Annotated in this window: 24 protein-coding genes; 14 read left to right on the top strand and 10 right to left on the bottom strand. The window is 50.6% G+C overall.

Annotated features, from left to right (window positions below; genetic code table 11):
* Positions 1–419: 419 nt before the first annotated feature.
* Entirely contained in the window at positions 420–1520 is a 1101-nt protein-coding gene (locus tag ACJHYO_RS11970) for a NapC/NirT family cytochrome c (protein ID WP_001214286.1), read from the top strand.
* Between the two features lie 24 nt (positions 1521–1544).
* Entirely contained in the window at positions 1545–3974 is a 2430-nt protein-coding gene (torZ, locus tag ACJHYO_RS11965) for a trimethylamine N-oxide reductase TorZ (RefSeq protein WP_049595280.1), read from the top strand.
* Positions 3975–4138: 164 nt separating this feature from the next.
* Here the strand turns inward: torZ and cmoB are convergent, their stop codons facing one another.
* From cmoB to ACJHYO_RS11940, 5 genes are read right to left on the bottom strand one after another with little or no spacing between them, the layout of a single operon-like run.
* Entirely contained in the window at positions 4139–5110 is a 972-nt protein-coding gene (gene cmoB, locus ACJHYO_RS11960) for a tRNA 5-methoxyuridine(34)/uridine 5-oxyacetic acid(34) synthase CmoB (protein WP_000564725.1), read from the bottom strand.
* Positions 5107–5850, bottom strand: a complete 744-nt coding sequence (gene cmoA, locus ACJHYO_RS11955) for a carboxy-S-adenosyl-L-methionine synthase CmoA (RefSeq protein WP_000019588.1) — start codon at positions 5848–5850, stop codon at positions 5107–5109. The genes cmoB and cmoA overlap by 4 nt, the downstream gene beginning before the upstream one ends.
* Before the next feature lie 40 nt (positions 5851–5890).
* Complete coding sequence (locus tag ACJHYO_RS11950; protein ID WP_000252980.1) at positions 5891–6286, bottom strand: MAPEG family protein; 396 nt, start codon at positions 6284–6286, stop codon at positions 5891–5893.
* Positions 6287–6338: 52 nt separating this feature from the next.
* Positions 6339–7157 carry a DUF72 domain-containing protein gene (locus tag ACJHYO_RS11945; protein ID WP_085455377.1) on the bottom strand — a complete coding sequence of 273 codons (819 nt, stop codon included), beginning with the start codon at positions 7155–7157 and terminating at the stop codon, positions 6339–6341.
* Complete coding sequence (locus ACJHYO_RS11940; protein WP_000891620.1) at positions 7154–7720, bottom strand: hydrolase; 567 nt, start codon at positions 7718–7720, stop codon at positions 7154–7156. The genes ACJHYO_RS11945 and ACJHYO_RS11940 overlap by 4 nt, the downstream gene beginning before the upstream one ends.
* A 309-nt stretch (positions 7721–8029) precedes the next feature.
* Here ACJHYO_RS11940 and aspS point away from each other — a divergent pair, with 309 nt between their 5' ends.
* Genes aspS through ruvC form a run of 4 tightly spaced genes read left to right on the top strand, consistent with a single transcriptional unit; the run spans position 8030 to position 11572 of the window.
* A complete protein-coding gene (gene aspS, locus ACJHYO_RS11935) occupies positions 8030–9802 on the top strand; it encodes an aspartate--tRNA ligase (RefSeq protein WP_001258675.1) in 1773 nt (590 codons plus the stop codon).
* Entirely contained in the window at positions 9795–10247 is a 453-nt protein-coding gene (nudB, locus tag ACJHYO_RS11930; protein WP_077393227.1) for a dihydroneopterin triphosphate diphosphatase, read from the top strand. Before aspS ends, nudB begins: the two co-directional genes overlap by 8 nt.
* A gap of 28 nt (positions 10248–10275) precedes the next feature.
* Positions 10276–11016 carry a YebC/PmpR family DNA-binding transcriptional regulator gene (locus tag ACJHYO_RS11925; RefSeq protein WP_000907234.1) on the top strand — a complete coding sequence of 247 codons (741 nt, stop codon included), beginning with the start codon at positions 10276–10278 and terminating at the stop codon, positions 11014–11016.
* 34 nt (positions 11017–11050) lie between these two features.
* Positions 11051–11572, top strand: coding sequence for a crossover junction endodeoxyribonuclease RuvC (gene ruvC, locus ACJHYO_RS11920; protein WP_001295503.1), 522 nt, complete (start codon positions 11051–11053; stop codon positions 11570–11572).
* Position 11573: 1 nt separating this feature from the next.
* On the opposite strand, the gene ACJHYO_RS11915 is transcribed toward ruvC, so the two are convergent.
* Positions 11574–12176 (bottom strand): YebB family permuted papain-like enzyme, encoded by a 603-nt coding sequence (locus ACJHYO_RS11915; RefSeq protein WP_001024939.1) that lies wholly within the window; start codon positions 12174–12176, stop codon positions 11574–11576.
* Between the two features lie 73 nt (positions 12177–12249).
* Here ACJHYO_RS11915 and yobI point away from each other — a divergent pair, with 73 nt between their 5' ends.
* The 3 genes from yobI (at position 12250) to ruvB (ending at position 14084) form a co-directional block, all read left to right on the top strand.
* Positions 12250–12315: a stress response small protein YobI gene (yobI, locus tag ACJHYO_RS11910; RefSeq protein WP_072123646.1), complete on the top strand. Its 66-nt coding sequence runs from the start codon at positions 12250–12252 to the stop codon at positions 12313–12315.
* Positions 12316–12453: 138 nt separating this feature from the next.
* Positions 12454–13065, top strand: a complete 612-nt coding sequence (gene ruvA / locus ACJHYO_RS11905) for a Holliday junction branch migration protein RuvA (protein WP_000580323.1) — start codon at positions 12454–12456, stop codon at positions 13063–13065.
* An 8-nt stretch (positions 13066–13073) separates the two neighbouring features.
* Positions 13074–14084: a Holliday junction branch migration DNA helicase RuvB gene (gene ruvB / locus ACJHYO_RS11900; protein WP_000568522.1), complete on the top strand. Its 1011-nt coding sequence runs from the start codon at positions 13074–13076 to the stop codon at positions 14082–14084.
* A 147-nt stretch (positions 14085–14231) separates the two neighbouring features.
* Here ruvB and znuB read toward each other — a convergent pair whose 3' ends face one another.
* On the bottom strand, positions 14232–15017 hold the full coding sequence (gene znuB, locus ACJHYO_RS11895; protein ID WP_000571479.1) for a zinc ABC transporter permease subunit ZnuB: 786 nt from the start codon (positions 15015–15017) through the stop codon (positions 14232–14234).
* Positions 15014–15769: a zinc ABC transporter ATP-binding protein ZnuC gene (znuC, locus tag ACJHYO_RS11890; RefSeq protein ID WP_000202996.1), complete on the bottom strand. Its 756-nt coding sequence runs from the start codon at positions 15767–15769 to the stop codon at positions 15014–15016. Before znuC ends, znuB begins: the two co-directional genes overlap by 4 nt.
* Before the next feature lie 78 nt (positions 15770–15847).
* On the opposite strand from znuC, the gene znuA reads away from it, so the two are divergent.
* The 3 genes from znuA (at position 15848) to lpxM (ending at position 19208) form a co-directional block, all read left to right on the top strand.
* A complete protein-coding gene (gene znuA, locus ACJHYO_RS11885; protein ID WP_085446830.1) occupies positions 15848–16780 on the top strand; it encodes a zinc ABC transporter substrate-binding protein ZnuA in 933 nt (310 codons plus the stop codon).
* A 15-nt stretch (positions 16781–16795) separates the two neighbouring features.
* A complete protein-coding gene (gene mepM, locus ACJHYO_RS11880; protein ID WP_001184045.1) occupies positions 16796–18118 on the top strand; it encodes a murein DD-endopeptidase MepM in 1323 nt (440 codons plus the stop codon).
* 118 nt (positions 18119–18236) lie between these two features.
* Positions 18237–19208, top strand: coding sequence for a lauroyl-Kdo(2)-lipid IV(A) myristoyltransferase (gene lpxM, locus ACJHYO_RS11875; protein ID WP_001296141.1), 972 nt, complete (start codon positions 18237–18239; stop codon positions 19206–19208).
* A gap of 131 nt (positions 19209–19339) precedes the next feature.
* Here the strand turns inward: lpxM and pyk are convergent, their stop codons facing one another.
* Together pyk and hexR are read right to left on the bottom strand one after the other, a co-directional pair.
* Entirely contained in the window at positions 19340–20782 is a 1443-nt protein-coding gene (pyk, locus tag ACJHYO_RS11870) for a pyruvate kinase (protein WP_000091149.1), read from the bottom strand.
* Between the two features lie 127 nt (positions 20783–20909).
* Complete coding sequence (gene hexR / locus ACJHYO_RS11865) at positions 20910–21779, bottom strand: DNA-binding transcriptional regulator HexR (protein ID WP_001056695.1); 870 nt, start codon at positions 21777–21779, stop codon at positions 20910–20912.
* A gap of 337 nt (positions 21780–22116) precedes the next feature.
* Here hexR and zwf point away from each other — a divergent pair, with 337 nt between their 5' ends.
* Together zwf and edd are read left to right on the top strand one after the other, a co-directional pair.
* Positions 22117–23592 (top strand): glucose-6-phosphate dehydrogenase, encoded by a 1476-nt coding sequence (gene zwf / locus ACJHYO_RS11860; RefSeq protein WP_000301727.1) that lies wholly within the window; start codon positions 22117–22119, stop codon positions 23590–23592.
* Between the two features lie 234 nt (positions 23593–23826).
* Positions 23827–25638 carry a phosphogluconate dehydratase gene (gene edd, locus ACJHYO_RS11855; RefSeq protein ID WP_001069461.1) on the top strand — a complete coding sequence of 604 codons (1812 nt, stop codon included), beginning with the start codon at positions 23827–23829 and terminating at the stop codon, positions 25636–25638.
* Positions 25639–25653 lie beyond the last annotated feature (15 nt).

Below are 25653 nucleotides of genomic sequence, written 5' to 3'. Positions count from 1 at the left end.
AACGAAGTTGGATGCAAATGTCAGATCGTGTGCGCCTGTTAGGGCGCGGCTGGTAAGAGAGCCTTATAGGCGCATTTGAAAAACCTCCGGCTATGCCGGAGGATATTTATTATCCCTGAGCAGTATAAAAAACGAACGATTGCCGTGATCTGTTGAGCGGGTGACAGTGCGCATAGCGTTGTGCTAAAAATATTTTATATATTCACATTCATTATGTGATTTAAATTGCCAAAACTGACAAATATATATTCTAAATAACAACTGGGTTATTCCTTAGCAATTAATGATTACATTGTAATAAATCATATTCTTTATCGATTATTTCAGGCAGTGTTGTGCCGAATTAAGCAAGTAGTCAATTCGTTGTGTATTTATTTATACAATGGTATCGGTGTCCTGGAATTTAATTAGAGGAATCTATGCGAGGGAAAAAACGCATTGGGTTATTGTTTTTGCTGATAGCGGTTGTGGTTGGTGGCGGCGGGTTATTGCTGGCGCAAAAAGCCTTACATAAAACGTCGGATACCGCATTTTGCCTTTCCTGCCACTCGATGAGTAAACCTTTTGAGGAATATCAGGGAACTGTCCACTTTTCAAACCAGAAAGGGATACGTGCGGAATGTGCCGATTGCCATATTCCAAAGTCAGGGATGGATTATTTATTTGCTAAATTAAAAGCATCTAAAGATATTTATCATGAATTTGTTAGCGGCAAAATAGACAGTGATGATAAGTTCGAAGCTCATCGCCAGGAAATGGCCGAAACAGTATGGAAAGAATTAAAAGCAACTGACTCTGCAACCTGCCGTAGTTGCCATTCTTTTGATGCCATGGATATTGCCTCGCAAAGTGAATCTGCGCAGAAAATGCATAATAAAGCGCAAAAGGACGGCGAAACCTGTATCGATTGCCATAAAGGCATTGCCCATTTTCCGCCAGAAATAAAAATGGATGACAACGCGGCGCATGAGCTGGAAAGTCAGGCCGCTACTTCAGTTACTAATGGCGCACATATTTATCCTTTCAAAACTTCTCGCATAGGCGAACTGGCTACCGTGACTCCTGGTACCGATCTTACCGTCGTTGATGCCAGTGGCAAACAGCCAATTGTTCGGTTGCAGGGTTATCAAATGCAGGGCAGTGAAAACACGCTCTACCTGGCGGCAGGCCAACGGCTGGCGCTCGCCACATTAAGTGAAGAAGGTATCAAGGCGCTAACGGTAAACGGGGAATGGCAGGCTGACGAATACGGCAATCAATGGCGTCAGGCGTCTTTGCAGGGGGCGCTTATCGATCCCGCATTAGCGGACCGTAAACCGCTATGGCAATACGCTGAAAAACTTGACGGTACCTATTGCGCTGGCTGCCATGCCCCTATTGCCGCCGACCATTACACCGTCAATACATGGCCGTCCATTGCCAAAGGAATGGGGGCGCGAACCAGCATGAGCGAAAACGAACTGGACATTTTGACGCGGTACTTCCAGTACAACGCCAAAGATATTACCGAGAAACAGTGATCCTCGTTGATCAGGGAGGAAGTTATGACATTAACAAGACGTGAATTTATTAAACATAGCGGTATTGCGGCAGGGACGCTGGTGGTGACATCGGCTGCACCGCTACCCGCATGGGCAGAAGAAAAGGGCGGCAAAATTCTCACCGCGGGCCGTTGGGGAGCGATGAACGTAGAAGTGAAGGACGGCAAGATTGTTTCTTCGACAGGCGCGCTGGCGAAAACCATACCGAACTCCTTACAGTCTACGGCGGCGGATCAGGTACACACCACGGCGCGTATTCAGCATCCGATGGTGAGAAAAAGCTATCTCGATAATCCACTGCAACCGGTGAAAGGTCGTGGCGAAGATACCTATGTACAGGTGAGCTGGGAACAAGCATTAAAACTGATTCATGAACAACACGATCGCATTCGCAAAGCTAACGGACCATCGGCCATTTTTGCCGGATCTTATGGCTGGCGTTCTTCTGGCGTGTTGCATAAAGCGCAAACCTTACTGCAACGTTATATGAACCTGGCGGGCGGTTATTCCGGGCATAGCGGCGATTATTCAACCGGAGCGGCACAGGTGATCATGCCGCATGTGGTCGGTTCTGTAGAGGTGTATGAACAGCAGACCTCCTGGCCGCTGATTCTGGAAAACAGCCAGGTGGTGGTGCTGTGGGGGATGAACCCGCTGAACACGCTCAAAATTGCCTGGAGCAGTACCGATGAGCAAGGGCTGGAATACTTCCATCAGCTGAAAAAATCTGGCAAACCAGTGATTGCCATTGATCCTATCCGCTCCGAAACCATCGAATTCTTTGGCGATAATGCCACCTGGATCGCACCGAATATGGGTACCGACGTGGCACTGATGTTAGGGATTGCGCATACCCTGATGACACAAGGCAAACACGATAAAGTGTTCCTTGAAAAATACACTACCGGGTATCCGCAGTTTGAAGAGTATCTGACAGGTAAGAGCGATAATACGCCGAAGAGCGCGGCCTGGGCGGCGGAAATTACTGGCGTACCGGAAGCGCAGATAGTCAAACTCGCTGAACTGATGGCGGCAAATCGCACAATGCTGATGGCAGGCTGGGGAATTCAGCGCCAGCAATATGGTGAACAGAAACACTGGATGCTGGTGACGCTGGCGGCGATGTTAGGGCAGATTGGTACACCGGGCGGCGGGTTTGGTTTCTCTTATCATTACTCCAACGGTGGCAACCCGACGCGTGTTGGCGGCGTGCTACCAGAAATGTCTGCGGCGATTGCCGGACAGGCCAGCGAGGCCGCTGATGATGGCGGAATGACGGCGATTCCTGTTGCCCGTATCGTCGATGCGCTGGAAAATCCTGGCGGCAAATATCAGCATAACGGTAAAGAACAAACGTATCCGAATATCAAAATGATCTGGTGGGCGGGTGGCGGTAACTTTACCCATCACCAGGATACTAATCGTCTGATTAAAGCATGGCAGAAACCGGAGATGATCGTCGTTTCTGAATGCTACTGGACCGCAGCAGCCAAACACGCAGATATCGTATTACCGATCACCACATCGTTTGAGCGCAATGACCTGACGATGACCGGTGATTACAGCAACCAGCATATTGTGCCGATGAAGCAGGCTGTCGCTGCGCAATTTGAAGCGCGCAACGATTTTGACGTGTTTGCCGATCTTGCTGAATTACTCAAACCTGGCGGAAAAGAGATCTATACCGAAGGTAAAGATGAAATGGCGTGGCTGAAATTTTTCTATGATGTCGCTCAGAAAGGTGCCCGTGCGCAACGCGTGACTATGCCGATGTTTAATGCCTTCTGGCAGCAAAATAAACTGATCGAAATGCGCCGCAGCGAGAAGAACGAACAGTACATTCGTTATGGTGATTTCCGCGCCGATCCGGTGAAAAATGCGCTGGGTACACCAAGCGGCAAAATTGAGATTTACTCCAGAACGCTGGAAAAATTTGGCTATAAGGATTGCCCGGCACACCCAACCTGGCTTGCGCCTGATGAGTGGAAGGGTACCGCCGACGAGAAGCAGTTGCAGCTTCTGACCGCACATCCGGCACACCGTTTACACAGTCAGCTTAACTATGCGGAACTACGTAAAAAATATGCGGTTGCCGATCGTGAACCAATCACTATTCACACCGAAGATGCTGCTCGCTTTGGTATTGCAAATGGCGATCTGGTGCGTGTCTGGAACAAGCGCGGTCAGATTCTGACAGGCGCGGTGGTGACTGACGGGATCAAAAAAGGCGTGGTATGCGTACATGAAGGTGCATGGCCAGATCTGGAAAATGGCTTGTGTAAAAACGGTAGTGCGAACGTGTTAACGGCGGATATCTCCAGCTCGCAGCTGGCGAATGCCTGTGCCGGTAACTCTGCGCTGGTGTATATCGAAAAATATACGGGCAATGCGCTGAAGTTAACGGCGTTTGATCAGCCAGCTGTTCAGGCATAAGACGTGAAAAGCGCCCGGAAACGGGCGCTGAGGTTATGCAAACGCAAAACTGCCTGATGCGCTATGCTTATCAGGCCTACATAGCCCCTGCAATATATTGAATTAGCAAGACTTTGTAGGCCGGATAAGGCGTTCACGCCGCATCCGGCAGTATTACCAGACCTTTACGGCTTGCGCGCAATCAGCACCGCGCGTTTAGGCGCAGGATAACCTTCCACCGTTTTACCCGGATCATGCGGGTCGAGAAAATCGGCCAGAGACTCGGTGACCATCCATTCGGTGCGTCGCTGCTCTTCTGTGGTGGTAACGCTCACATCTGCAATGCGAATATCAACAAAACCACACTTCTTCAGCCAGTTTTTCAGCGCCAGCGCGGAAGGAATGAAATAGACATTACGCATTTGAGCGTAACGATCGCCCGGCACCAGCACCGTGTTTTCGTCGCCATCAATAACCAGCGTTTCCAGCACCAGTTCGCCTTCATTCACCAGTTGGTCTTTTAACTGCCAGAGATGCTCCAGCGGTGAACGACGATGATAAAGCACGCCCATCGAAAAGACGGTATCAAAGGCTTTCAGTGCCGGAAGTTGTTCAATACCTAACGGTAACAAATGTGCGCGCTGATCGTTACCCAGCAGTTTACGCACTGCTTCAAACTGGCAGAGGAATAGCTGCGTGGGATCGATACCCACCGCCAGATGCGCCCCTGCGCCAATCATGCGCCACATGTGATAACCGCTGCCACAGCCGACATCAAGAATGGTGCGCCCGGTTAAATCAGAAAGATGGGGCAGAACGCGATCCCATTTCCAGTCGGAACGCCATTCGGTATCGATGTTGACGCCATACAGTGAGAACGGCCCTTTGCGCCACGGCATCAGGTTGCGCATCAGCGTTTCAATGCGCTTAATTTGCCCGGCGCTCAGTGGCTCTTCGCTTTCGGCGGTTACGCTATGCAATAAATCCAGACGATACGGTTTAATTTCAGGCAGAAATTCCACCGCGTTGGACCACTGCTTAAACAGCCCGTGCTGCTGCTCGCGCTGCCAGTTAGCAATCTGCGCGGGCAGCGTTTCGAGCCAGTGTGAAAGATGATTTTTGGCAATCAGAGAATAAAAGTTACCAAAGTCGATCATGCAGCGTCCTCTGCTTTTAATGCCACCAGTGAACCAAAGTTAAAGCACTGGAACCACAGCTCGCTATGCTCAAAACCGGCTTTATGCAGGCGTGCTTTATGGGTTTCCACGGAATCGGTCAGCATCACGTTTTCCAGCATGCTGCGTTTCTGGCTGATCTCCAGTTCGCTGTAACCGTTGGCACGTTTAAAGTCGTGGTGCATGTTGAACAGCAATTCACCAACTTTGGCATCTTCGAAACTGAATTTTTCCGAAAGCACCAGCGCACCGCCCGGGTTCAGCCCTTGATAAATTTTATCCAGTAACGCCTGGCGCTCGGAAGGTTCCAGGAATTGCAGGGTAAAATTCAGCACCACCATCGATGCGTTTTCAATGGCGATATCGCGAATATCACCTTCAATAACGTCTACTGGCGTAGGAGCTTTATAGGCGTCAATATGACGACGGCAGCGTTCAATCATCGCCGGGGAGTTATCGATGGCAATAATTTTGCAATTATCATGATGAATGTTGCGACGCACCGAGAGCGTCGCCGCGCCCAGAGAACACCCCAGATCGTAAACCTGCGTACCAGGTTGAACGAAGCGCTCGGCTAACATACCAATCATGGAAATAATATTGGAATAGCCGGGAACGGAACGCTGGATCATATCCGGGAAGACTTCAGCTACCCGTTCATCAAAGGTCCAGTCGCCCAGTCTGGCGATAGGGGCAGAAAATAGCGTGTCGCGGTGAGACATAACGTAAAAATCCGGGAAAAAGAAAGTGGCGTATTGTGCGCTAACGCAGGGAGAAAACCAACTCCCAGGGCATATACCAAAGATTCGCCAGCACCATCAGCAACAGCGCACACCAGGTGGCGCTCATGCCAGAACGTCGCCAGCGGAACAGACGGTGATGAAAACCGTAATAATGCATCAGACGACCAGCAAGCAAAACGATGCCGCAAATATGCACCATCCAGGTTTCTGCGCCATTCATTTCCATAAACAGCATCAACACAATCGCGATAGGAATATATTCCACCGCGTTACCATGAATGCGAATAGCGCTTTGCAGTTCGCTAAAACCGCCGTCGCCATAGGCAACGCGGTACTGCATTCGCAGGCGAACGACATCAAAAGAGAACTTCATTAATAACAACGCACTTAAAACGGCATACAGCGCGCTTACCATACAAACTCCCTTTAAAATGGCCGATGGCACCTGTCTATGATAGGTGGCAAATTCAGAAAAGAGAAGATTGCTGTGGAATAGCCGGAACTGCTCCGATCTCTGGAAGCGTTTTACGTAAGTCTTCCCACAGGGTATGTACCAGTTCCGGGGCCTGGACAATATCTGGCGTATGTAAAAAAAGATAAGGCGTAGTGGTCTGATGCCACTGCGCTAATTTTTGTAACCAGACCTGAAATAATTCCCGGTTTTGCGTCATATCATCACTACCGATAAAACGGATCAGTGGATTTTTCGCCGTCAGTACAGCATGTACCGGCACTTTAGGTTTTTTTCGTTGAGCGTCGCGAATAGCTTCACTGTGTGGACGTGCTGCATGAACCGGGCGGCTGTCTAAAATCACCCGATTAACGCCGCGCTGATGTAAACCGCGATTAAGCGTTTGTTCCTCCTCCCCTTTGGCGAAAAACTGTGGATGGCGGACTTCCACACCATAATTAAATTCGCCGGGAAGAGAATCGAGAAAATGCCAAAGCGCAGGCAGCTCCCGTGGGCCGAATGTGGCAGGCAGTTGCAGCCAGTATTGTCCAATGCGCGGAGCCAACGGTGACATGCGGGTCAAAAATTCAGTCACTAAATCATCGCAATGCCGTAATGCTGCCTGATGCGAAATAGTCGCCGGAAACTTAAAACAGAAGCGGAAGTCATCTGTGGTCTGCTCACGCCAGCGCAGGACAACCTCGGGTTTCGGCAGGGCATAAAGCGTGGTGTTACCCTCCACACAGTTAAAGTGGCGGGCATACTCTTCAAGGTTGGTGATCCCCAACCGCACCCATTTAGGATGCGACCATTGCGGCAGACCGATGTAAATCATAACGCGTGGAGGATCTCTTCCACACTGCGCACACGGGCGATGCGCGGGTAGATATGATTAATGCTGTTATTGTGCTGCTCGGCGCTAGCGGCGCTACAGGCATCTTCGGCAATCACCAGATTAAAACCGAGTTCCCAGGCATTGCGGGCGGTGGATTCAACACCGATATTGGTCGAGATCCCACATAACACTATTGTATCGATACCCCGGCGGCGTAATTGCAACTCCAGATCCGTACCGTAAAACGCACCCCATTGACGTTTGATGATTTCGATATCGCTGTCGGTTGCACCTAATGCAGCAGGATGTTGCCACCAGTTTTCGGGCAACACTTTTGCGGGGGAGGGGGCATCAACCGGCTGTTTTAATGCTTCAGCATAATCGGCAGACCAGCCAACACGCACCAGAAACACGGGCTGACCGCTGGCGCGAAATTTCGCCGCCAGCTTCCCGGCGCGATTAACCACCTCATCGGCAGTATGTGGACCTCCGGCAAAAGGCAAGATGCCTTCTTGTAAATCAATCACCACCAGCGCGGTGGTTTTAGCATTAAGTTCAAGCATGATGACTCCTGATAAAACAAAATCGTGCCTCTCACCTTAATGCGATTAGCCGATGGCGGAACGACAAATTTTGTTAATTTTTATGAGTTCGGACAACACCTTTATAGCAAACTGGCGTAGAGTCTGATTTCAGGCCCGATATAAAGTGGTAACGAGGCGTTCCAGCGCGGGCCAGGCTCTTACGGTGCGGCAGAATTTCCAGTATAATAGCCGCCTTTTTTCATTCAGTTGTGACATACAGCTAACGCTGCGACTTGGTCACCTGCGCAGCAGGGGGCATCCGCCGGCAGCTAAGTTAAGGGATATCTCATGCGTACAGAATATTGTGGACAGCTCCGTTTGTCCCACGTGGGGCAGCAGGTGACTCTGTGTGGTTGGGTCAACCGTCGTCGTGATCTTGGTAGCCTGATCTTCATCGATATGCGCGACCGCGAAGGTATCGTGCAGGTATTTTTCGATCCGGATCGTGCGGACGCGTTAAAGCTGGCCTCTGAACTGCGTAATGAGTTCTGCATTCAGGTCACGGGCACCGTACGTGCGCGTGACGAAAAAAATATTAACCGCGATATGGCGACTGGCGAAATCGAAGTACTGGCGTCCTCGCTGACTATCATCAACCGTGCAGATGTTCTGCCGCTTGACTCTAACCACGTCAACACCGAAGAAGCGCGTCTGAAATACCGCTACCTCGACCTGCGTCGCCCGGAAATGGCTCAGCGCCTGAAAACCCGCGCTAAAATCACCAGCCTGGTGCGCCGTTTTATGGATGACCACGGCTTCCTCGACATCGAAACTCCGATGCTGACCAAAGCCACGCCGGAAGGCGCGCGTGACTACCTGGTGCCTTCTCGTGTGCACAAAGGTAAATTCTACGCGCTGCCGCAATCCCCGCAGTTGTTCAAACAGCTACTGATGATGTCCGGCTTTGACCGCTACTATCAGATCGTTAAATGCTTCCGTGACGAAGACCTGCGTGCTGACCGTCAGCCTGAATTTACTCAGATCGATGTGGAAACTTCTTTCATGACCGCGCCGCAAGTGCGTGAAGTGATGGAAGCGCTGGTGCGTCATCTGTGGCTGGAAGTGAAGGGCGTGGATCTGGGCGATTTCCCGGTAATGACCTTTGCAGAAGCAGAACGCCGTTATGGTTCTGATAAACCGGATCTGCGTAACCCGATGGAACTGACCGACGTTGCCGATCTGCTGAAATCTGTTGAGTTTGCAGTATTTGCAGGTCCGGCGAACGATCCGAAAGGCCGTGTTGCCGCTCTGCGTGTTCCGGGCGGCGCATCGTTGACCCGTAAGCAGATCGACGAATACGGTAACTTCGTTAAAATCTACGGCGCGAAAGGTCTGGCTTACATCAAAGTTAACGAACGCGCGAAAGGTCTGGAAGGTATCAACAGCCCGGTAGCGAAGTTCCTCAATGCAGAAATCATTGAAGCCATCCTGGAGCGTACTGGCGCGCAAGATGGCGATATGATTTTCTTCGGTGCCGACAACAAGAAAATTGTTGCCGACGCGATGGGGGCACTGCGCCTGAAAGTGGGTAAAGACCTTGGTCTGACCGACGAAAGCAAATGGGCACCGCTGTGGGTTATCGACTTCCCGATGTTTGAAGACGACGGTGAAGGCGGCCTGACGGCAATGCACCATCCGTTCACCTCACCGAAAGACATGACGGCAGCAGAACTGAAAGCTGCACCGGAAAATGCGGTGGCTAATGCTTACGATATGGTCATCAATGGTTACGAAGTGGGCGGTGGTTCTGTGCGTATCCATAATGGTGATATGCAGCAGACGGTGTTTGGTATTCTGGGTATCAACGAAGAGGAACAGCGCGAGAAATTCGGCTTCCTGCTCGACGCCCTGAAATACGGTACTCCGCCGCACGCAGGTCTGGCATTCGGTCTTGACCGTCTGACGATGCTGCTGACCGGCACCGACAATATCCGTGACGTTATCGCCTTCCCGAAAACCACGGCGGCGGCGTGTCTGATGACTGAAGCACCGAGCTTTGCTAACCCGACTGCACTGGCTGAGCTGAGCATTCAGGTTGTGAAGAAGGCTGAGAATAACTGATATGGCTTATAAGCGTCCCGTTTCGATCTTAGTGGTCATCTACGCACAAGATACGAAACGGGTGCTGATGTTGCAGCGGCGTGACGATCCCGATTTCTGGCAGTCGGTAACCGGCAGCGTGGAAGAGGGTGAAACCGCGCCGCAAGCTGCCATGCGCGAAGTAAAGGAAGAGGTCACCATTGATGTTGTCGCTGAACAACTGACCTTAATTGACTGTCAGCGCACGGTAGAGTTTGAAATTTTTTCACATTTACGTCATCGCTATGCGCCGGGCGTGACGCGTAATACGGAATCATGGTTCTGTCTTGCGCTTCCGCACGAGCGCCAGATCGTTTTCACTGAACATCTGGCTTACAAGTGGCTTGATGCGTCTGCTGCGGCGGCGCTCACTAAGTCCTGGAGCAACCGGCAGGCGATTGAACAGTTTGTAATTAACGCTGCCTGAACAGGCAGGGCTATCTGGAGATATTTTTATGGCAGGTCATAGTAAATGGGCCAACACCAGACATCGTAAAGCTGCGCAGGATGCTAAGCGCGGTAAAATCTTCACTAAAATCATTCGTGAGCTGGTAACCGCGGCTAAGCTGGGCGGTGGTGATCCGGACGCTAACCCGCGTTTGCGTGCAGCAATTGATAAAGCACTGTCTAACAACATGACCCGTGACACTCTGAACCGCGCAATTGCACGAGGTGTGGGCGGTGATGATGATGCAAACATGGAAACCATCATCTACGAAGGTTACGGTCCTGGCGGCACGGCAATCATGATTGAATGTCTGTCTGACAACCGCAACCGTACCGTTGCTGAAGTGCGTCATGCATTCAGCAAATGTGGCGGTAACCTCGGTACTGATGGTTCCGTAGCTTATCTGTTCAGCAAAAAAGGCGTGATCTCCTTCGAGAAAGGCGATGAAGACACCATCATGGAAGCAGCCCTGGAAGCCGGTGCTGAAGACGTTGTGACCTATGATGACGGCGCGATTGATGTCTACACTGCATGGGAAGAAATGGGCAAAGTACGCGACGCTCTGGAAGCGGCAGGTCTGAAAGCAGACAGCGCGGAAGTTTCCATGATCCCGTCCACCAAAGCTGATATGGATGCAGAAACCGCACCGAAACTGATGCGTCTGATCGATATGCTGGAAGATTGCGACGACGTGCAGGAAGTTTACCATAACGGTGAAATCTCTGATGAGGTTGCAGCGACTCTCTGATGAGGCTTGCTAAACAGCAAAACGGAGACGCGTGATGGCTATTATTCTCGGCATTGACCCGGGTTCGCGCGTGACCGGCTATGGCGTCATCCGCCAGGTAGGCAGGCAACTGTCCTACCTGGGTAGCGGATGCATACGCACCAAAGTGGATGATTTACCGTCTCGTCTGAAGCTCATCTATGCGGGCGTGACGGAAATCATCACCCAATTCCAGCCTGATTATTTCGCCATTGAACAGGTCTTTATGGCGAAGAACGCTGACTCAGCCCTGAAACTGGGGCAGGCGCGTGGCGTGGCGATTGTGGCGGCGGTGAATCAGGAATTGCCGGTATTTGAATATGCGGCACGTCAGGTAAAGCAAACAGTGGTAGGTATTGGTAGTGCCGAAAAAAGCCAGGTGCAGCATATGGTCCGCACCTTGCTGAAACTGCCCGCTAATCCACAGGCGGATGCCGCCGATGCGCTGGCGATTGCCATCACCCACTGCCACGTTAGTCAGAATGCGATGCAAATGAGCGAATCGCGACTGAACCTGGCGAGAGGGCGACTGCGTTAAGTTATACCGCCTCGGTCAGTTCAGGCTGAGGCGTTTCAACTCCCACCGCGTGAATCAACACCAAACCCGGATGATGCCACAAACTGGCTGGCGTGACGGTTTTACGCTCCCACGGAATAGAACCTAAGAACCAGAATTTCCAGAAAGTGAGTTTTGCATTCGGATTGCTATTTAACAATTCTCCAAACGTCTCTATTTCACCCACCGGAATACATAGCGCCTCTTTATAAATATCAAAAACAAATTTTGAACAGAACTGGCGCGAAGATTCGTATTTAAAACCGGTGTGGTAAAGTTTGCGTAGCCGGGAGGGAACCTGTTCAACAATTCGTTGTTTTTGTTGTTCTGTTAGCCCGGCGTCTAATCGCTTTATAGCATAGCGTTGATTAGCAGAGCGTTTAATAAAACGGGATAGCGTAGTGATGGTTGAGAGGGGAACACGGCTTTCTGCAACCAGAAAGTCTTCACCGTTATGACCGATAATGATCCCGACGTGATTACTCCAGCAATTTGATGCAGCTGATATTTGACCAAATAAGGTAGCACCTATACATGTAAAGACGATATCACCAATTTCATATTCAGCAGGATAATTAATATTCACGTTGTCATTCCATTGAAATAGATATGAATATACGTAATAGCATAAAAAATTTATTTTTTTTTCAGGGGTCGCAATGTGTATTTTTATTACACATTTCTTCGCTGAATATGTAATATTTAAATATTTGCTTCCAATATAATCTGTAGAATAAATTATACTGCGCCATTTTTCAGATCATCGAGACACCTCGCAAGTTTTCTTCATCCTTCGCTGGATATCTATCCAGCATTTTTTTATCATACAGCATTATCTTTGATTCATTACGCAGGAGCGTCATGTGATAGGCAGACTCAGAGGCATCATCATTGAAAAACAACCCCCGCTGGTGTTAATTGAAGTGGGCGGCGTAGGCTATGAAGTGCATATGCCGATGACCTGTTTTTATGAACTCCCTGAAGCGGGTCAGGAAGCGATCGTTTTCACCCACTTTGTGGTGCGTGAAGACGCGCAACTGCTGTACGGTTTTAACAATAAACAAGAGCGCACGTTGTTCAAAGAGTTGATCAAAACCAACGGCGTCGGCCCGAAGTTGGCGCTGGCGATCCTCTCCGGAATGTCAGCGCAGCAGTTCGTTAATGCCGTTGAGCGTGAAGAAGTGGGGGCACTGGTGAAACTGCCGGGTATTGGCAAAAAAACCGCCGAACGCTTGATTGTCGAAATGAAAGACCGATTTAAAGGTTTGCATGGCGATCTCTTTACGCCAGCCGCCGACCTGGTACTCACGTCTCCTGCCAGCCCGGCGACCGACGATGCTGAACAGGAAGCGGTTGCTGCGCTGGTGGCACTGGGCTATAAACCACAAGAAGCAAGCCGCATGGTGAGCAAAATCGCTCGCCCTGACGCCAGCAGTGAAACATTAATTCGCGAAGCCCTACGCGCTGCGTTATGAGGTAAAGGATGATTGAAGCAGACCGTCTGATTTCTGCCGGTACCACTTTGCCGGAAGATGTGGCAGATCGCGCCATTCGCCCTAAATTACTGGAAGAGTATGTTGGTCAGCCGCAGGTTCGTTCGCAGATGGAGATTTTCATCAAAGCAGCGAAACTGCGCGGCGATGCCCTCGATCATCTATTGATTTTTGGTCCTCCGGGGTTGGGTAAAACTACGCTTGCCAATATTGTCGCCAATGAAATGGGCGTTAATTTACGCACGACTTCTGGTCCGGTGCTGGAAAAGGCGGGCGATCTGGCAGCAATGCTCACTAACCTTGAACCACACGATGTACTGTTTATTGATGAGATCCACCGTCTTTCACCAGTGGTGGAAGAGGTGTTGTATCCGGCAATGGAAGATTACCAACTGGATATCATGATTGGTGAAGGTCCGGCGGCACGCTCCATTAAAATTGATTTGCCGCCGTTTACCCTGATTGGTGCAACCACACGCGCAGGTTCGCTGACATCACCGTTGCGCGATCGTTTTGGTATTGTGCAACGTCTGGAGTTTTATCAGGTGCCGGATCTGCAATATATCGTCAGTCGCAGCGCACGCTTTATGGGGCTTGAGATGAGTGATGACGGCGCGCTGGAAGTTGCTCGTCGTGCGCGCGGTACGCCACGTATTGCCAACCGTCTGCTGCGTCGAGTGCGTGATTTCGCCGAAGTGAAGCACGATGGCACCATCTCGGCAGATATCGCTGCTCAGGCGCTGGATATGTTGAATGTCGATGCTGAAGGTTTCGATTATATGGACCGCAAATTGTTGCTGGCGGTAATCGATAAGTTCTTTGGTGGGCCGGTAGGTCTGGATAACCTGGCGGCAGCCATTGGCGAAGAACGTGAAACCATTGAGGATGTGCTGGAACCTTATTTGATTCAGCAAGGCTTTTTGCAGCGTACACCGCGCGGGCGTATGGCGACAGTGCGGGCGTGGAACCACTTCGGCATCACGCCGCCAGAAATGCCGTAAGTCGGATCGGTCGCTCGCGGCGCATCCGACACTGGCAGTGTTGCCTGGTGCGCCGCCGTTCGCGTCTTATCAGGCCTACCAGAGATAGCGAACCGTAGGTCGGATAAGGCGCTCGCGCCGCATCCGACAAATATGTTCAGCGAAAGATTAGCTGGCCTGTTTTTTCATCATACTGAGAATAAATAACAGTGCCGCGCATAGCACCACCGACGGGCCTGCAGGTGTATCGTAAAATGCGGAAAAGGTTAAACCGCCAGTCACTGCCACCATCCCCACCAAAACAGCGACACCAGCCATCTGTTCCGGCGTGCGGGCAAAGCGACGTGCAGTAGCAGCAGGAATAATCAGCAGTGAAGTAATAATCAACGCGCCGACAAATTTCATCGCTACACCAATCGTCAATGCCGTCACCAGCATCAACAACAATTTCACGCGCTGTAATTTCACACCATCAACAAACGCCAGATCCGGGCTAATCGTCATCGACAGCAAATTGCGCCATTGCCAGAACAAAATAGCCACCACGATGACTACGCCAATCGCAATAGAGATGAGATCTTCTGGCGTCACTGCCAGTAAATCACCGAACAGGTAAGCCATCAAATCAACACGAATATTAGACATCAGACTAACGACTACCAGGCCCAGCGACAGGGCACTGTGCGCCATAATCCCTAATAACGTGTCGATCGCCAGCTGTGGACGCTTCTCCAGCCATACCAGACCGCCCGCCAGCAGCAGCGTAACTGCAATCACCGCATAGAATGGATTCACGTCCAGCAACAAACCAAACGCGACGCCAAGTAATGAGGCATGAGCCAGCGTATCACCGAAATAAGACATACGACGCCAGACTACAAACGAACCCAGCGGACCCGCGGCACAGGCGAGCATGATCCCGGCTAACCAACCGGGAAATAATAATTCAATCATGAGCGATCATTTCCCCGACGCAAAACAATTCGTCCCTGTAAATCGTGACGATGATTATGATGATGGCGATAGATACCCAGTTGTTCAGCACCACGAGGACCAAACATAGAAATAAACTCCGGATGCAGGGAAACAACTTCCGGTGTGCCGGAACAACAAATGTGGTGATTCAGGCAAAGCACTTCATCGGTTTTTGCCATTACCAGATGCAGATCGTGAGATACCATTAAAACGCCACAATCCAGTTCACGACGCAGTTGGTCAATAAGGTCATATAACGCCACCTGACCATTCACATCCACGCCCTGAGTGGGTTCATCCAGCACTAATAATTGCGGTCGATTTAACAATGCTCGCGCTAACAGTACACGCTGCGTTTCGCCACCCGAGAGCTTTTGCATCGGTGCGTTAATCAGATGCCCGGCCTGGACACGTTTCAGTGCAGGCAAAATATCTTCTTTATGTGTGCCAGGGCGTAAGCGTAAAAAACGGTTTACGGTCAGTGGCAACGTGGTGTCGAGATACAGCTTCTGCGGTACATAGCCGATGCGCAGTTTTCCGTTGCGCTTGATAACCCCTTCATCGGGTGTTACCAGCCCGAGCACTACCCGTACCAGTGTCGACTTACCTGCGCCATTTGGCCCAAGTAAAGTCAAAATTTTTCCAGGTTTAAGTTCCAGCGACACATCAGAGAGGACGCGGCGTTGGCCAAAAGAAACCGAGACATTTTCCAGGGAAACCAGACTTGTCATGTTAATTTTAGTCTTGCAGTAGTCATGAAATGTTATAATATCACACTTCTCATATTCATTACGATGATTGGTCGCATTATGTTACATAAAAAAACGCTTCTTTTCGCAGCATTATCCGCCGCTCTCTGGGGCGGTGCAACACAGGCCGCAGATGCCGCCGTTGTCGCTTCGCTTAAACCGGTTGGGTTCATCGCTTCTGCCATTGCTGATGGGGTAACAGAAACGCAGGTTTTACTGCCTGACGGCGCTTCAGAACATGATTATTCACTGCGTCCATCGGATGTAAAACGCTTACAGAACGCGGACTTAGTCGTTTGGGTTGGCCCGGAGATGGAAGCGTTCATGCAAAAACCGGTAAGTAAATTACCAGAAGCGAAACAGGTAACGATTGCGCAGCTAGAAGATGTGAAACCGCTGCTGATGAAAAGTATTCACGACGATGATGATGATCACGATCACGCGGAAAAAAGTGACGAAGATCACCATCACGGCGATTTCAACATGCATCTTTGGCTTTCCCCATATATAGCGCGGGCTACAGCGGTTGCAATCCATGGAAAATTAGTGGAACTTATGCCGCAAAGTCGAGCCAAACTTGACGCCAACCTGAAGGATTTTGAGGCACAATTAGCCTCAACCGAAACGCAGGTTGGTAACGAGCTCGCGCCGCTCAAGGGGAAAGGTTATTTCGTTTTTCACGATGCTTACGGCTACTTCGAAAAACAGTTCGGACTGACACCGCTTGGTCATTTTACCGTTAACCCTGAGATTCAACCTGGCGCGCAGCGTTTACATGAAATAAGAACACAGTTGGTTGAGCAAAAAGCAACCTGCGTTTTTGCTGAGCCACAGTTCAGGCCAGCGGTCGTTGAGAGCGTCGCACGAGGGACATCCGTTCGTATGGGAACGTTGGATCCCCTGGGGACGAATATCAAACTGGGTAAAACAAGCTATTCAGAATTCCTGAATCAATTAGCCAACCAGTATGCGAGCTGCCTGAAAGGAGATTAATGAGGAAGTGATTACGTGCAACAGATAGCCCGCTCTGTCGCCCTGGCGTTTAATAATTTACCGCGACCACACCGCGTTATGTTGGGGTCGCTCACCGTTCTTACTCTGGCCGTCGCTGTCTGGCGGCCCTATGTTTATCACCGCGATGCCACGCCAATTGTCAAAACCATTGAGCTGGAACAGAACGAAATTCGTTCGCTCTTACCTGAAGCCAGTGAGCCGATTGATCAAGCTGCACAAGAAGATGAAGCCATTCCCCAGGACGAACTGGATGACAAAATCGCCGGTGAAGCGGGCGTGCATGAATATGTTGTTTCCACTGGCGATACGCTAAGCAGCATTCTCAATCAGTATGGTATTGATATGGGTGATATCACCCAACTGGCTGCTGCCGACAAAGAATTGCGTAACCTGAAAATCGGTCAACAACTCTCCTGGACATTAACCGCGGACGGCGAACTGCAGCGCCTCACCTGGGAAGTGTCTCGTCGTGAAACCCGAACCTATGACCGTACTGCCGCTAACGGTTTTAAAATGACCAGCGAAATGCAGCAAGGAGAGTGGGTCAACAATCTGCTGAAAGGTACCGTCGGGGGAAGCTTTGTTGCCAGCGCCAGAAACGCCGGTTTAACCAGCGCCGAAGTGAGCGCAGTGATTAAAGCCATGCAGTGGCAAATGGATTTCCGCAAACTGAAAAAAGGCGATGAATTTGCGGTGTTAATGTCACGAGAAATGCTTGATGGTAAACGTGAGCAAAGCCAGCTGCTGGGCGTACGTTTGCGTTCAGAAGGTAAAGATTATTACGCAATCCGCGCTGAAGATGGCAAATTCTACGATCGTAACGGTACTGGTCTGGCGAAAGGATTCTTGCGATTCCCGACGGCGAAACAGTTCCGTATCTCATCTAACTTTAACCCGCGTCGTACTAATCCGGTGACCGGTCGCGTTGCGCCACACAGAGGTGTTGATTTTGCCATGCCACAAGGTACGCCAGTGCTTTCAGTGGGTGACGGTGAAGTGGTGGTTGCCAAACGCAGTGGCGCAGCAGGTTATTATGTGGCTATTCGTCATGGTCGCAGCTACACCACGCGTTATATGCACTTGCGCAAGATCCTGGTGAAACCGGGACAGAAGGTGAAACGTGGCGACCGTATCGCGCTTTCCGGTAATACCGGACGTTCAACCGGGCCGCATCTGCACTATGAAGTATGGATAAACCAGCAGGCCGTAAACCCGCTGACGGCAAAACTGCCGCGTACCGAAGGGCTGACCGGCTCCGATCGTCGCGAATTCCTGGCACAGGCCAAAGAGATTGTGCCGCAGCTACGGTTTGATTAATTAACATCCATTCGCAGCCGGTACGCAGTCAGTACCGGCTTTTTTATTTGGTGCGGGGCAAGTTGCGCCGCTACACTATCACCAGATTGATTTTTGCCTTATCCGAAACTGGAAAAGCATGGAAACGAAAAAAAATAATAGCGAATACATTCCTGAGTTTGATAAATCCTTTCGCCACCCGCGCTACTGGGGAGCATGGCTGGGCGTAGCAGCGATGGCGGGTATCGCTTTAACGCCGCCAAAGTTCCGTGATCCCATTCTGGCACGGCTGGGACGTTTTGCCGGACGACTGGGAAAAAGCTCACGCCGTCGTGCGTTAATCAATCTGTCGCTCTGCTTTCCAGAACGTAGTGAAGCTGAACGCGAAGCGATTGTAGATGAGATGTTTGCCACCGCGCCGCAAGCGATGGTAATGATGGCTGAGTTGGCAATACGCGGGCCGGAGAAAATTCAGCCGCGCGTTGACTGGCAAGGGCTGGAGATCATCGAAGAGATGCGGCGTAATAACGAGAAAGTGATTTTTCTGGTGCCGCACGGTTGGGCCGTCGATATTCCTGCCATGCTGATGGCCTCGCAAGGGCAGAAAATGGCAGCGATGTTCCATAATCAGGGCAACCCGGTTTTTGATTATGTCTGGAACACGGTGCGCCGTCGCTTTGGTGGTCGTCTGCATGCGAGAAATGATGGTATTAAACCATTCATCCAGTCGGTACGTCAGGGTTACTGGGGATATTATTTACCCGATCAGGATCATGGCCCAGAACACAGCGAATTTGTTGATTTCTTTGCCACCTATAAAGCGACGTTGCCCGCGATTGGTCGTTTGATGAAAGTGTGCCGTGCGCGCGTTGTACCGCTGTTTCCGATTTATGATGGCAAGACGCATCGTCTGACGATTCAGGTGCGCCCACCGATGGATGATCTGTTAGAGGCGGATGATCATACGATTGCGCGGCGGATGAATGAAGAAGTCGAGATTTTTGTTGGTCCGCGACCAGAACAATACACCTGGATATTAAAATTGCTGAAAACTCGCAAACCGGGCGAAATCCAACCGTATAAGCGCAAAGATCTTTATCCCATCAAATAAAAAATGCCTCTCGCGAGGAGAGGCCTTCGACTGATGATAAGTTCAAGTTTGCTTCAGAAGATTCGAAATCTGTTGAATTATCATTGAACTGTAGGCCGGATGAGGCGTTTTCGCCGCATCCGGCAACGTACTTACTCTACCGTTAAAATACGCGTGGTATTAGTAGAACCCACGGTACTCATCACGTCGCCCTGGGTGACAATCACCAGGTCACCAGACATCAAGTAACCTTTATCACGCAGCAGATTAACCGCTTCGCTGGCAGCTGCTACACCGTCATTAGCGCTATCAAAGTGCACCGGCGTAACGCCGCGATAGAGAGCAGTCAGGTTCAGCGTACGTTCATGGCGTGACATGGCGAAAATTGGCAGACCAGAGCTGATACGGGAGGTCATCAGCGCGGTACGACCCGATTCGGTCATGGTGATGATCGCCGTAACGCCTTTCAGGTGGTTAGCCGCGTACATTGCTGACATGGCAATGGCTTCTTCCACATTGTCGAACTGAACGTCCAGACGGTGTTTAGAAACGTTGATGCTCGGGATTTTTTCCGCCCCCAGGCAAACGCGCGCCATGGCTGCAACAGTTTCTGACGGGTATTGACCAGCAGCAGTTTCTGCCGACAGCATCACAGCGTCAGTACCATCCAGAACGGCGTTTGCTACGTCCATGACTTCTGCACGCGTCGGCATCGGGTTAGTAATCATTGATTCCATCATCTGGGTCGCCGTGATTACCGCGCGGTTTAGCTGACGTGCACGACGGATCAACGCTTTCTGAATGCCGACCAGTTCCGGATCGCCAATTTCCACACCGAGGTCGCCGCGAGCAACCATTACCACGTCAGAGGCGAGGATGATGTCATCCATTGCCTCCTGGCTGCAAACGGCTTCCGCACGTTCAACCTTGGCAACAATTTTCGCATCACATCCTGCATCGCGTGCCAGACGACGGGCATAGTTCAGATCTTCGCCGCAGCGTGGGAAGGAGACAGCCAGGTAATCTACGCCAATCAACGCCGCAGTCTTAATGTCTGCTTTGTCTTTTTCGGTCAGCGCTTCAGCCGACAAACCGCCGCCAAGTTTGTTGATACCTTTATTGTTGGAGAGGGGACCACCGACGGTCACTTCGGTGAACACTTTCATGCCCTGGACTTCCAGTACTTTTAACTGGACGCGACCATCGTCCAGCAGCAGGATGTCACCAGGCACAACGTCAGCAGGCAGGCCTTTGTAGTCGATACCGACTTTTTCTTTGTCGCCTTCACCTTTACCCAGGTTGGCGTCGAGCAGGAATTTATCCCCAATATTGAGGAAAACTTTGCCTTCTTTAAAGGTGGATACACGGATTTTGGGCCCCTGGAGGTCACCCAGAATAGCCACATGACGCCCCAGTTTTGCGGCAATCTCACGAACTTTATCCGCGCGCATTTTGTGATCTTCAGGCGAGCCGTGAGAAAAATTCATACGTACAACGTTGGCACCCGCCGCGATAACTTTTTCAAGGTTATTATCGCGATCTGTTGCCGGGCCTAACGTGGTAACGATTTTAGTTCTGCGAAGCCTTCTGGACATGTAATACTCCGTTGACTGAAACAACCAGGTGTTGCTTGAACATGAAATCCGAATGAAATAACGCCGTGATGGCGATAAATTAATCTCATTCGGATGTCGTATAAGATTAGGACAGTGACAGTCGTTTTTAGCGATCGTCACTTAAATTAAGTAACTGCTTATCAAAACGCGATTCCTTCAGCGCTTCCTTGACCCGCTTCAAGTTATCTCTGAATTTTGTACCGCGCCGCAAAGTAAATCCTGTCGCCAGCACATCTATCACGGTCAGCTGTGCAAGTCGAGAAACCATGGGCATATAAATGTCAGTATCTTCCGGTACGTCGAGGGTAATTGCCAGCGTTGCTTCCCGGGCGAGTGGGGTACCCGCAGAGGTGAGGGCAATTACCATAGCGTCGTTTTCGCGTGCCAGCTGCGCCAGCTCGACCAGATTTTTTGTTCTTCCCGTGTGAGAAATCAGCACCACCACGTCTCCGTCGCTACAATTCATACAACTCATGCGTTGCAGCACGATATCATCGGAGTACACCACCGGAACATTAAAACGAAAGAACTTATTCATCGCATCGTGGGCAACGGCGGCTGAAGAACCTAATCCGAAAAAGGCGATTTTTTTTGCCTGAGTGAGCAAGTCGACGGCGCGGTTGATGGCAGATTTATCCAGTGAATGACGGACATGATCGAGCGTTGCCATTGCGGACTCAAATATTTTCCCCGTGTATGATTCAACGCTGTCATCTTCATTGACGTTGCGATTAACATAGGGAGTGCCATTCGCCAGACTTTGTGCCAGATGAAGTTTAAAATCAGGAAAACCGCGTGTGTCCATGCTGCGACAGAAACGATTCACCGTCGGTTCGCTAACATTGGCTTCCAGCGCCAGAGCAGCAATACTCGAATGGATCGCGTTATCGGGCGAAGCCAGAATGACCTCGGCAACTTTGCGCTCAGATTTGCTCAAATGTTCCAGCTGAGACTGGATTTTTTCCAGCATATTCATGATGTAAAGAGACTCACGGGTAATGACGATTTCCGCTCTGAAAGAAATCGAAATGCAGTTTTGTCAGATATTACGCCTGTGTGCTGTGTTAATGACAAAAGCAGATAAAAAAGTTGTTATTTTTTTTCATAACATGATCAGTGTCAGATTTTTACCCAATGGAAAACGATGATTTTTTTATCAGTTTTGCCGCACTTTGCGCGCTTTTACCGTAATCGCACGGGTGGATAAGCGTTTACAGTTTTCGCAAGCTCGTAAAAGCAGTACAGTGCACCGTAAGAAAATTACAAGTATACCCTGGCTTAAGTACCGGGTTAGTTAACTTAAGGAGAATGACATGGCGGTAACGCAAACAGCCCAGGCCTGTGACCTGGTCATTTTCGGCGCGAAAGGCGACCTTGCGCGTCGTAAATTGCTGCCTTCCCTGTATCAACTGGAAAAAGCCGGTCAGCTCAACCCGGACACCCGGATTATCGGCGTAGGGCGTGCTGACTGGGATAAAGCGGCTTATACCAAAGTTGTCCGCGAGGCGCTCGAAACTTTCATGAAAGAAACCATTGATGAAGGTTTATGGGACACCCTGAGTGCACGTCTGGATTTTTGTAATCTTGATGTCAATGACACTGCTGCATTCAGCCGTCTCGGCGCGATGCTGGATCAAAAAAATCGTATCACCATTAACTACTTTGCCATGCCGCCCAGCACTTTTGGCGCAATTTGCAAAGGGCTTGGTGAGGCAAAACTGAATGCTAAACCGGCACGCGTAGTCATGGAAAAACCGCTGGGGACGTCGCTGGCGACCTCGCAGGAAATCAACGATCAGGTTGGCGAATACTTCGAGGAGTGCCAGGTTTACCGTATCGACCACTATCTTGGTAAAGAAACAGTGCTGAACCTGTTGGCGTTGCGTTTTGCTAACTCTCTGTTTGTGAACAACTGGGACAATCGCACCATTGATCATGTTGAGATTACCGTGGCAGAAGAAGTGGGGATCGAAGGGCGCTGGGGCTATTTTGATAAAGCCGGTCAGATGCGCGACATGATCCAGAACCACCTGCTGCAAATTCTTTGCATGATTGCGATGTCTCCGCCGTCTGACCTGAGCGCAGACAGCATCCGCGATGAAAAAGTGAAAGTACTGAAGTCTCTGCGCCGCATCGACCGCTCCAACGTGCGCGAAAAAACCGTACGCGGGCAATATACTGCGGGCTTCGCTCAGGGCAAAAAAGTGCCGGGCTATCTGGAAGAAGAGGGCGCGAACAAGAGCAGCAATACAGAAACCTTCGTGGCGATCCGCGTCGACATTGATAACTGGCGCTGGGCCGGTGTGCCATTCTACCTGCGTACTGGTAAACGTCTGCCGACCAAATGTTCTGAAGTCGTGGTCTATTTCAAAACACCTGAACTGAATCTGTTTAAAGAGTCGTGGCAGGATCTGCCGCAGAATAAACTGACTATCCGTCTGCAACCTGATGAAGGCGTGGATATCCAGGTACTGAATAAAGTTCCTGGCCTTGACCACAAACATAACCTGCAAATCACCAAGCTGGATCTGAGCTATTCAGAAACCTTTAATCAAACGCATCTGGCAGATGCCTATGAACGTCTGCTGCTGGAAACCATGCGTGGTATTCAGGCACTGTTTGTACGTCGTGATGAAGTGGAAGAAGCCTGGAAATGGGTAGACTCCATTACTGAGGCGTGGGCGATGGACAATGATGCGCCGAAACCGTATCAGGCCGGAACCTGGGGCCCCGTTGCCTCGGTGGCGATGATTACCCGTGACGGTCGTTCCTGGAATGAGTTTGAGTAATATCTGGGCTTATCCTTTATGGTTATTTTACCGGTAACATGATCTTGCACAGATTGTAGAACAATTTTTACACTTTCAGGCCTCGTGCGGATTCACCCACGAGGCTTTTTTTATTACACTGACTGAAACGTTTTTGCCCTATGAGCTCCGGTTACAGGCGTTTCAGTCATGAATCCTCTGAATGAAACGTGTTGTGAATCATCCTGCTCTGACAACTCAATTTCAGGAGCCTTTATGAATCCACAATTGTTACGCGTAACAAATCGAATCATTGAACGTTCGCGCGAGACTCGCTCTGCTTACCTCGCCCGGATAGAACAAGCGAAAACTTCGACCGTTCATCGTTCGCAGTTGGCATGCGGTAACCTGGCACACGGTTTCGCTGCCTGCCAGCCAGAAGACAAAGCCTCTTTGAAAAGCATGTTGCGTAACAATATCGCCATCATCACCTCCTATAACGACATGCTCTCCGCTCACCAGCCTTATGAACACTATCCGGAAATCATTCGTAAAGCCCTGCATGAAGCGAATGCGGTTGGTCAGGTTGCGGGCGGTGTTCCGGCGATGTGTGATGGTGTCACCCAGGGGCAGGATGGAATGGAATTGTCGCTGTTAAGCCGCGAAGTGATTGCGATGTCTGCGGCGGTGGGGCTGTCCCATAACATGTTTGATGGTGCTCTGTTTCTCGGTGTGTGCGACAAGATTGTCCCGGGTCTGACCATGGCAGCCCTGTCGTTTGGTCATTTGCCTGCGGTGTTTGTGCCGTCTGGACCGATGGCAAGCGGTTTGCCAAATAAAGAAAAAGTGCGTATTCGCCAGCTTTATGCCGAAGGTAAAGTGGACCGCATGGCACTACTGGAGTCAGAAGCCGCGTCTTATCATGCGCCGGGAACATGTACTTTCTACGGTACTGCCAACACCAACCAGATGGTGGTGGAGTTTATGGGGATGCAGTTGCCAGGCTCTTCTTTTGTTCATCCGGATTCTCCGCTGCGCGATGCTTTGACCGCTGCAGCTGCGCGCCAGGTTACGCGCATGACCGGTAATGGTAATGAATGGATGCCGATCGGTAAGATGATCGATGAGAAAGTGGTGGTGAACGGTATCGTTGCACTGCTGGCGACCGGTGGTTCCACTAACCACACCATGCACCTGGTGGCGATGGCGCGCGCAGCCGGTATTCAGATTAACTGGGATGACTTCTCTGACCTTTCTGATGTTGTACCGCTGATGGCACGTCTCTACCCGAACGGTCCGGCCGATATTAACCACTTCCAGGCGGCAGGTGGCGTACCGGTTCTGGTACGTGAACTGCTCAAAGCAGGCCTGCTGCATGAAGATGTCAATACGGTGGCAGGCTTTGGTCTGTCTCGTTATACCCTTGAACCATGGCTGAATAATGGTGAACTGGACTGGCGGGAAGGGGCAGAAAAATCACTCGACAACAATGTGATCGCGTCCTTCGAACAACCTTTCTCTCATCATGGTGGGACAAAAGTGTTAAGCGGTAACCTGGGGCGAGCGGTTATGAAAACCTCTGCCGTGCCGGTAGAGAACCAGGTGATTGAAGCGCCAGCGGTTGTTTTTGAAAGCCAGCATGACGTTATGCCGGCCTTTGAAGCGGGTTTACTGGACCGCGATTGTGTCGTTGTTGTCCGTCATCAGGGGCCAAAAGCGAACGGAATGCCAGAATTACATAAACTCATGCCGCCACTTGGTGTATTATTGGACCGGTGTTTCAAAATTGCGTTAGTTACCGATGGACGACTCTCCGGCGCTTCAGGTAAAGTGCCGTCAGCTATCCACGTAACACCAGAGGCCTACGATGGCGGGCTGCTGGCAAAAGTGCGCGACGGGGACATCATTCGTGTGAATGGACAGACAGGCGAACTGACGCTGCTGGTAGACGAAGCGGAACTGGCTGCTCGCGAACCGCACATTCCTGACCTGAGCGCGTCACGCGTGGGAACAGGACGTGAATTATTCAGCGCCTTGCGTGAAAAACTGTCCGGTGCCGAACAGGGCGCAACCTGTATCACTTTTTAAGACGACAAATTTGTA

Source organism: Escherichia sp. WS1118, assembly GCF_046487695.1.
In the GTDB taxonomy this organism is placed as follows: Bacteria; Pseudomonadota; Gammaproteobacteria; order Enterobacterales; family Enterobacteriaceae; genus Escherichia; species Escherichia coli.
This window is presented reverse-complemented; position numbering and strand designations above follow the sequence as displayed.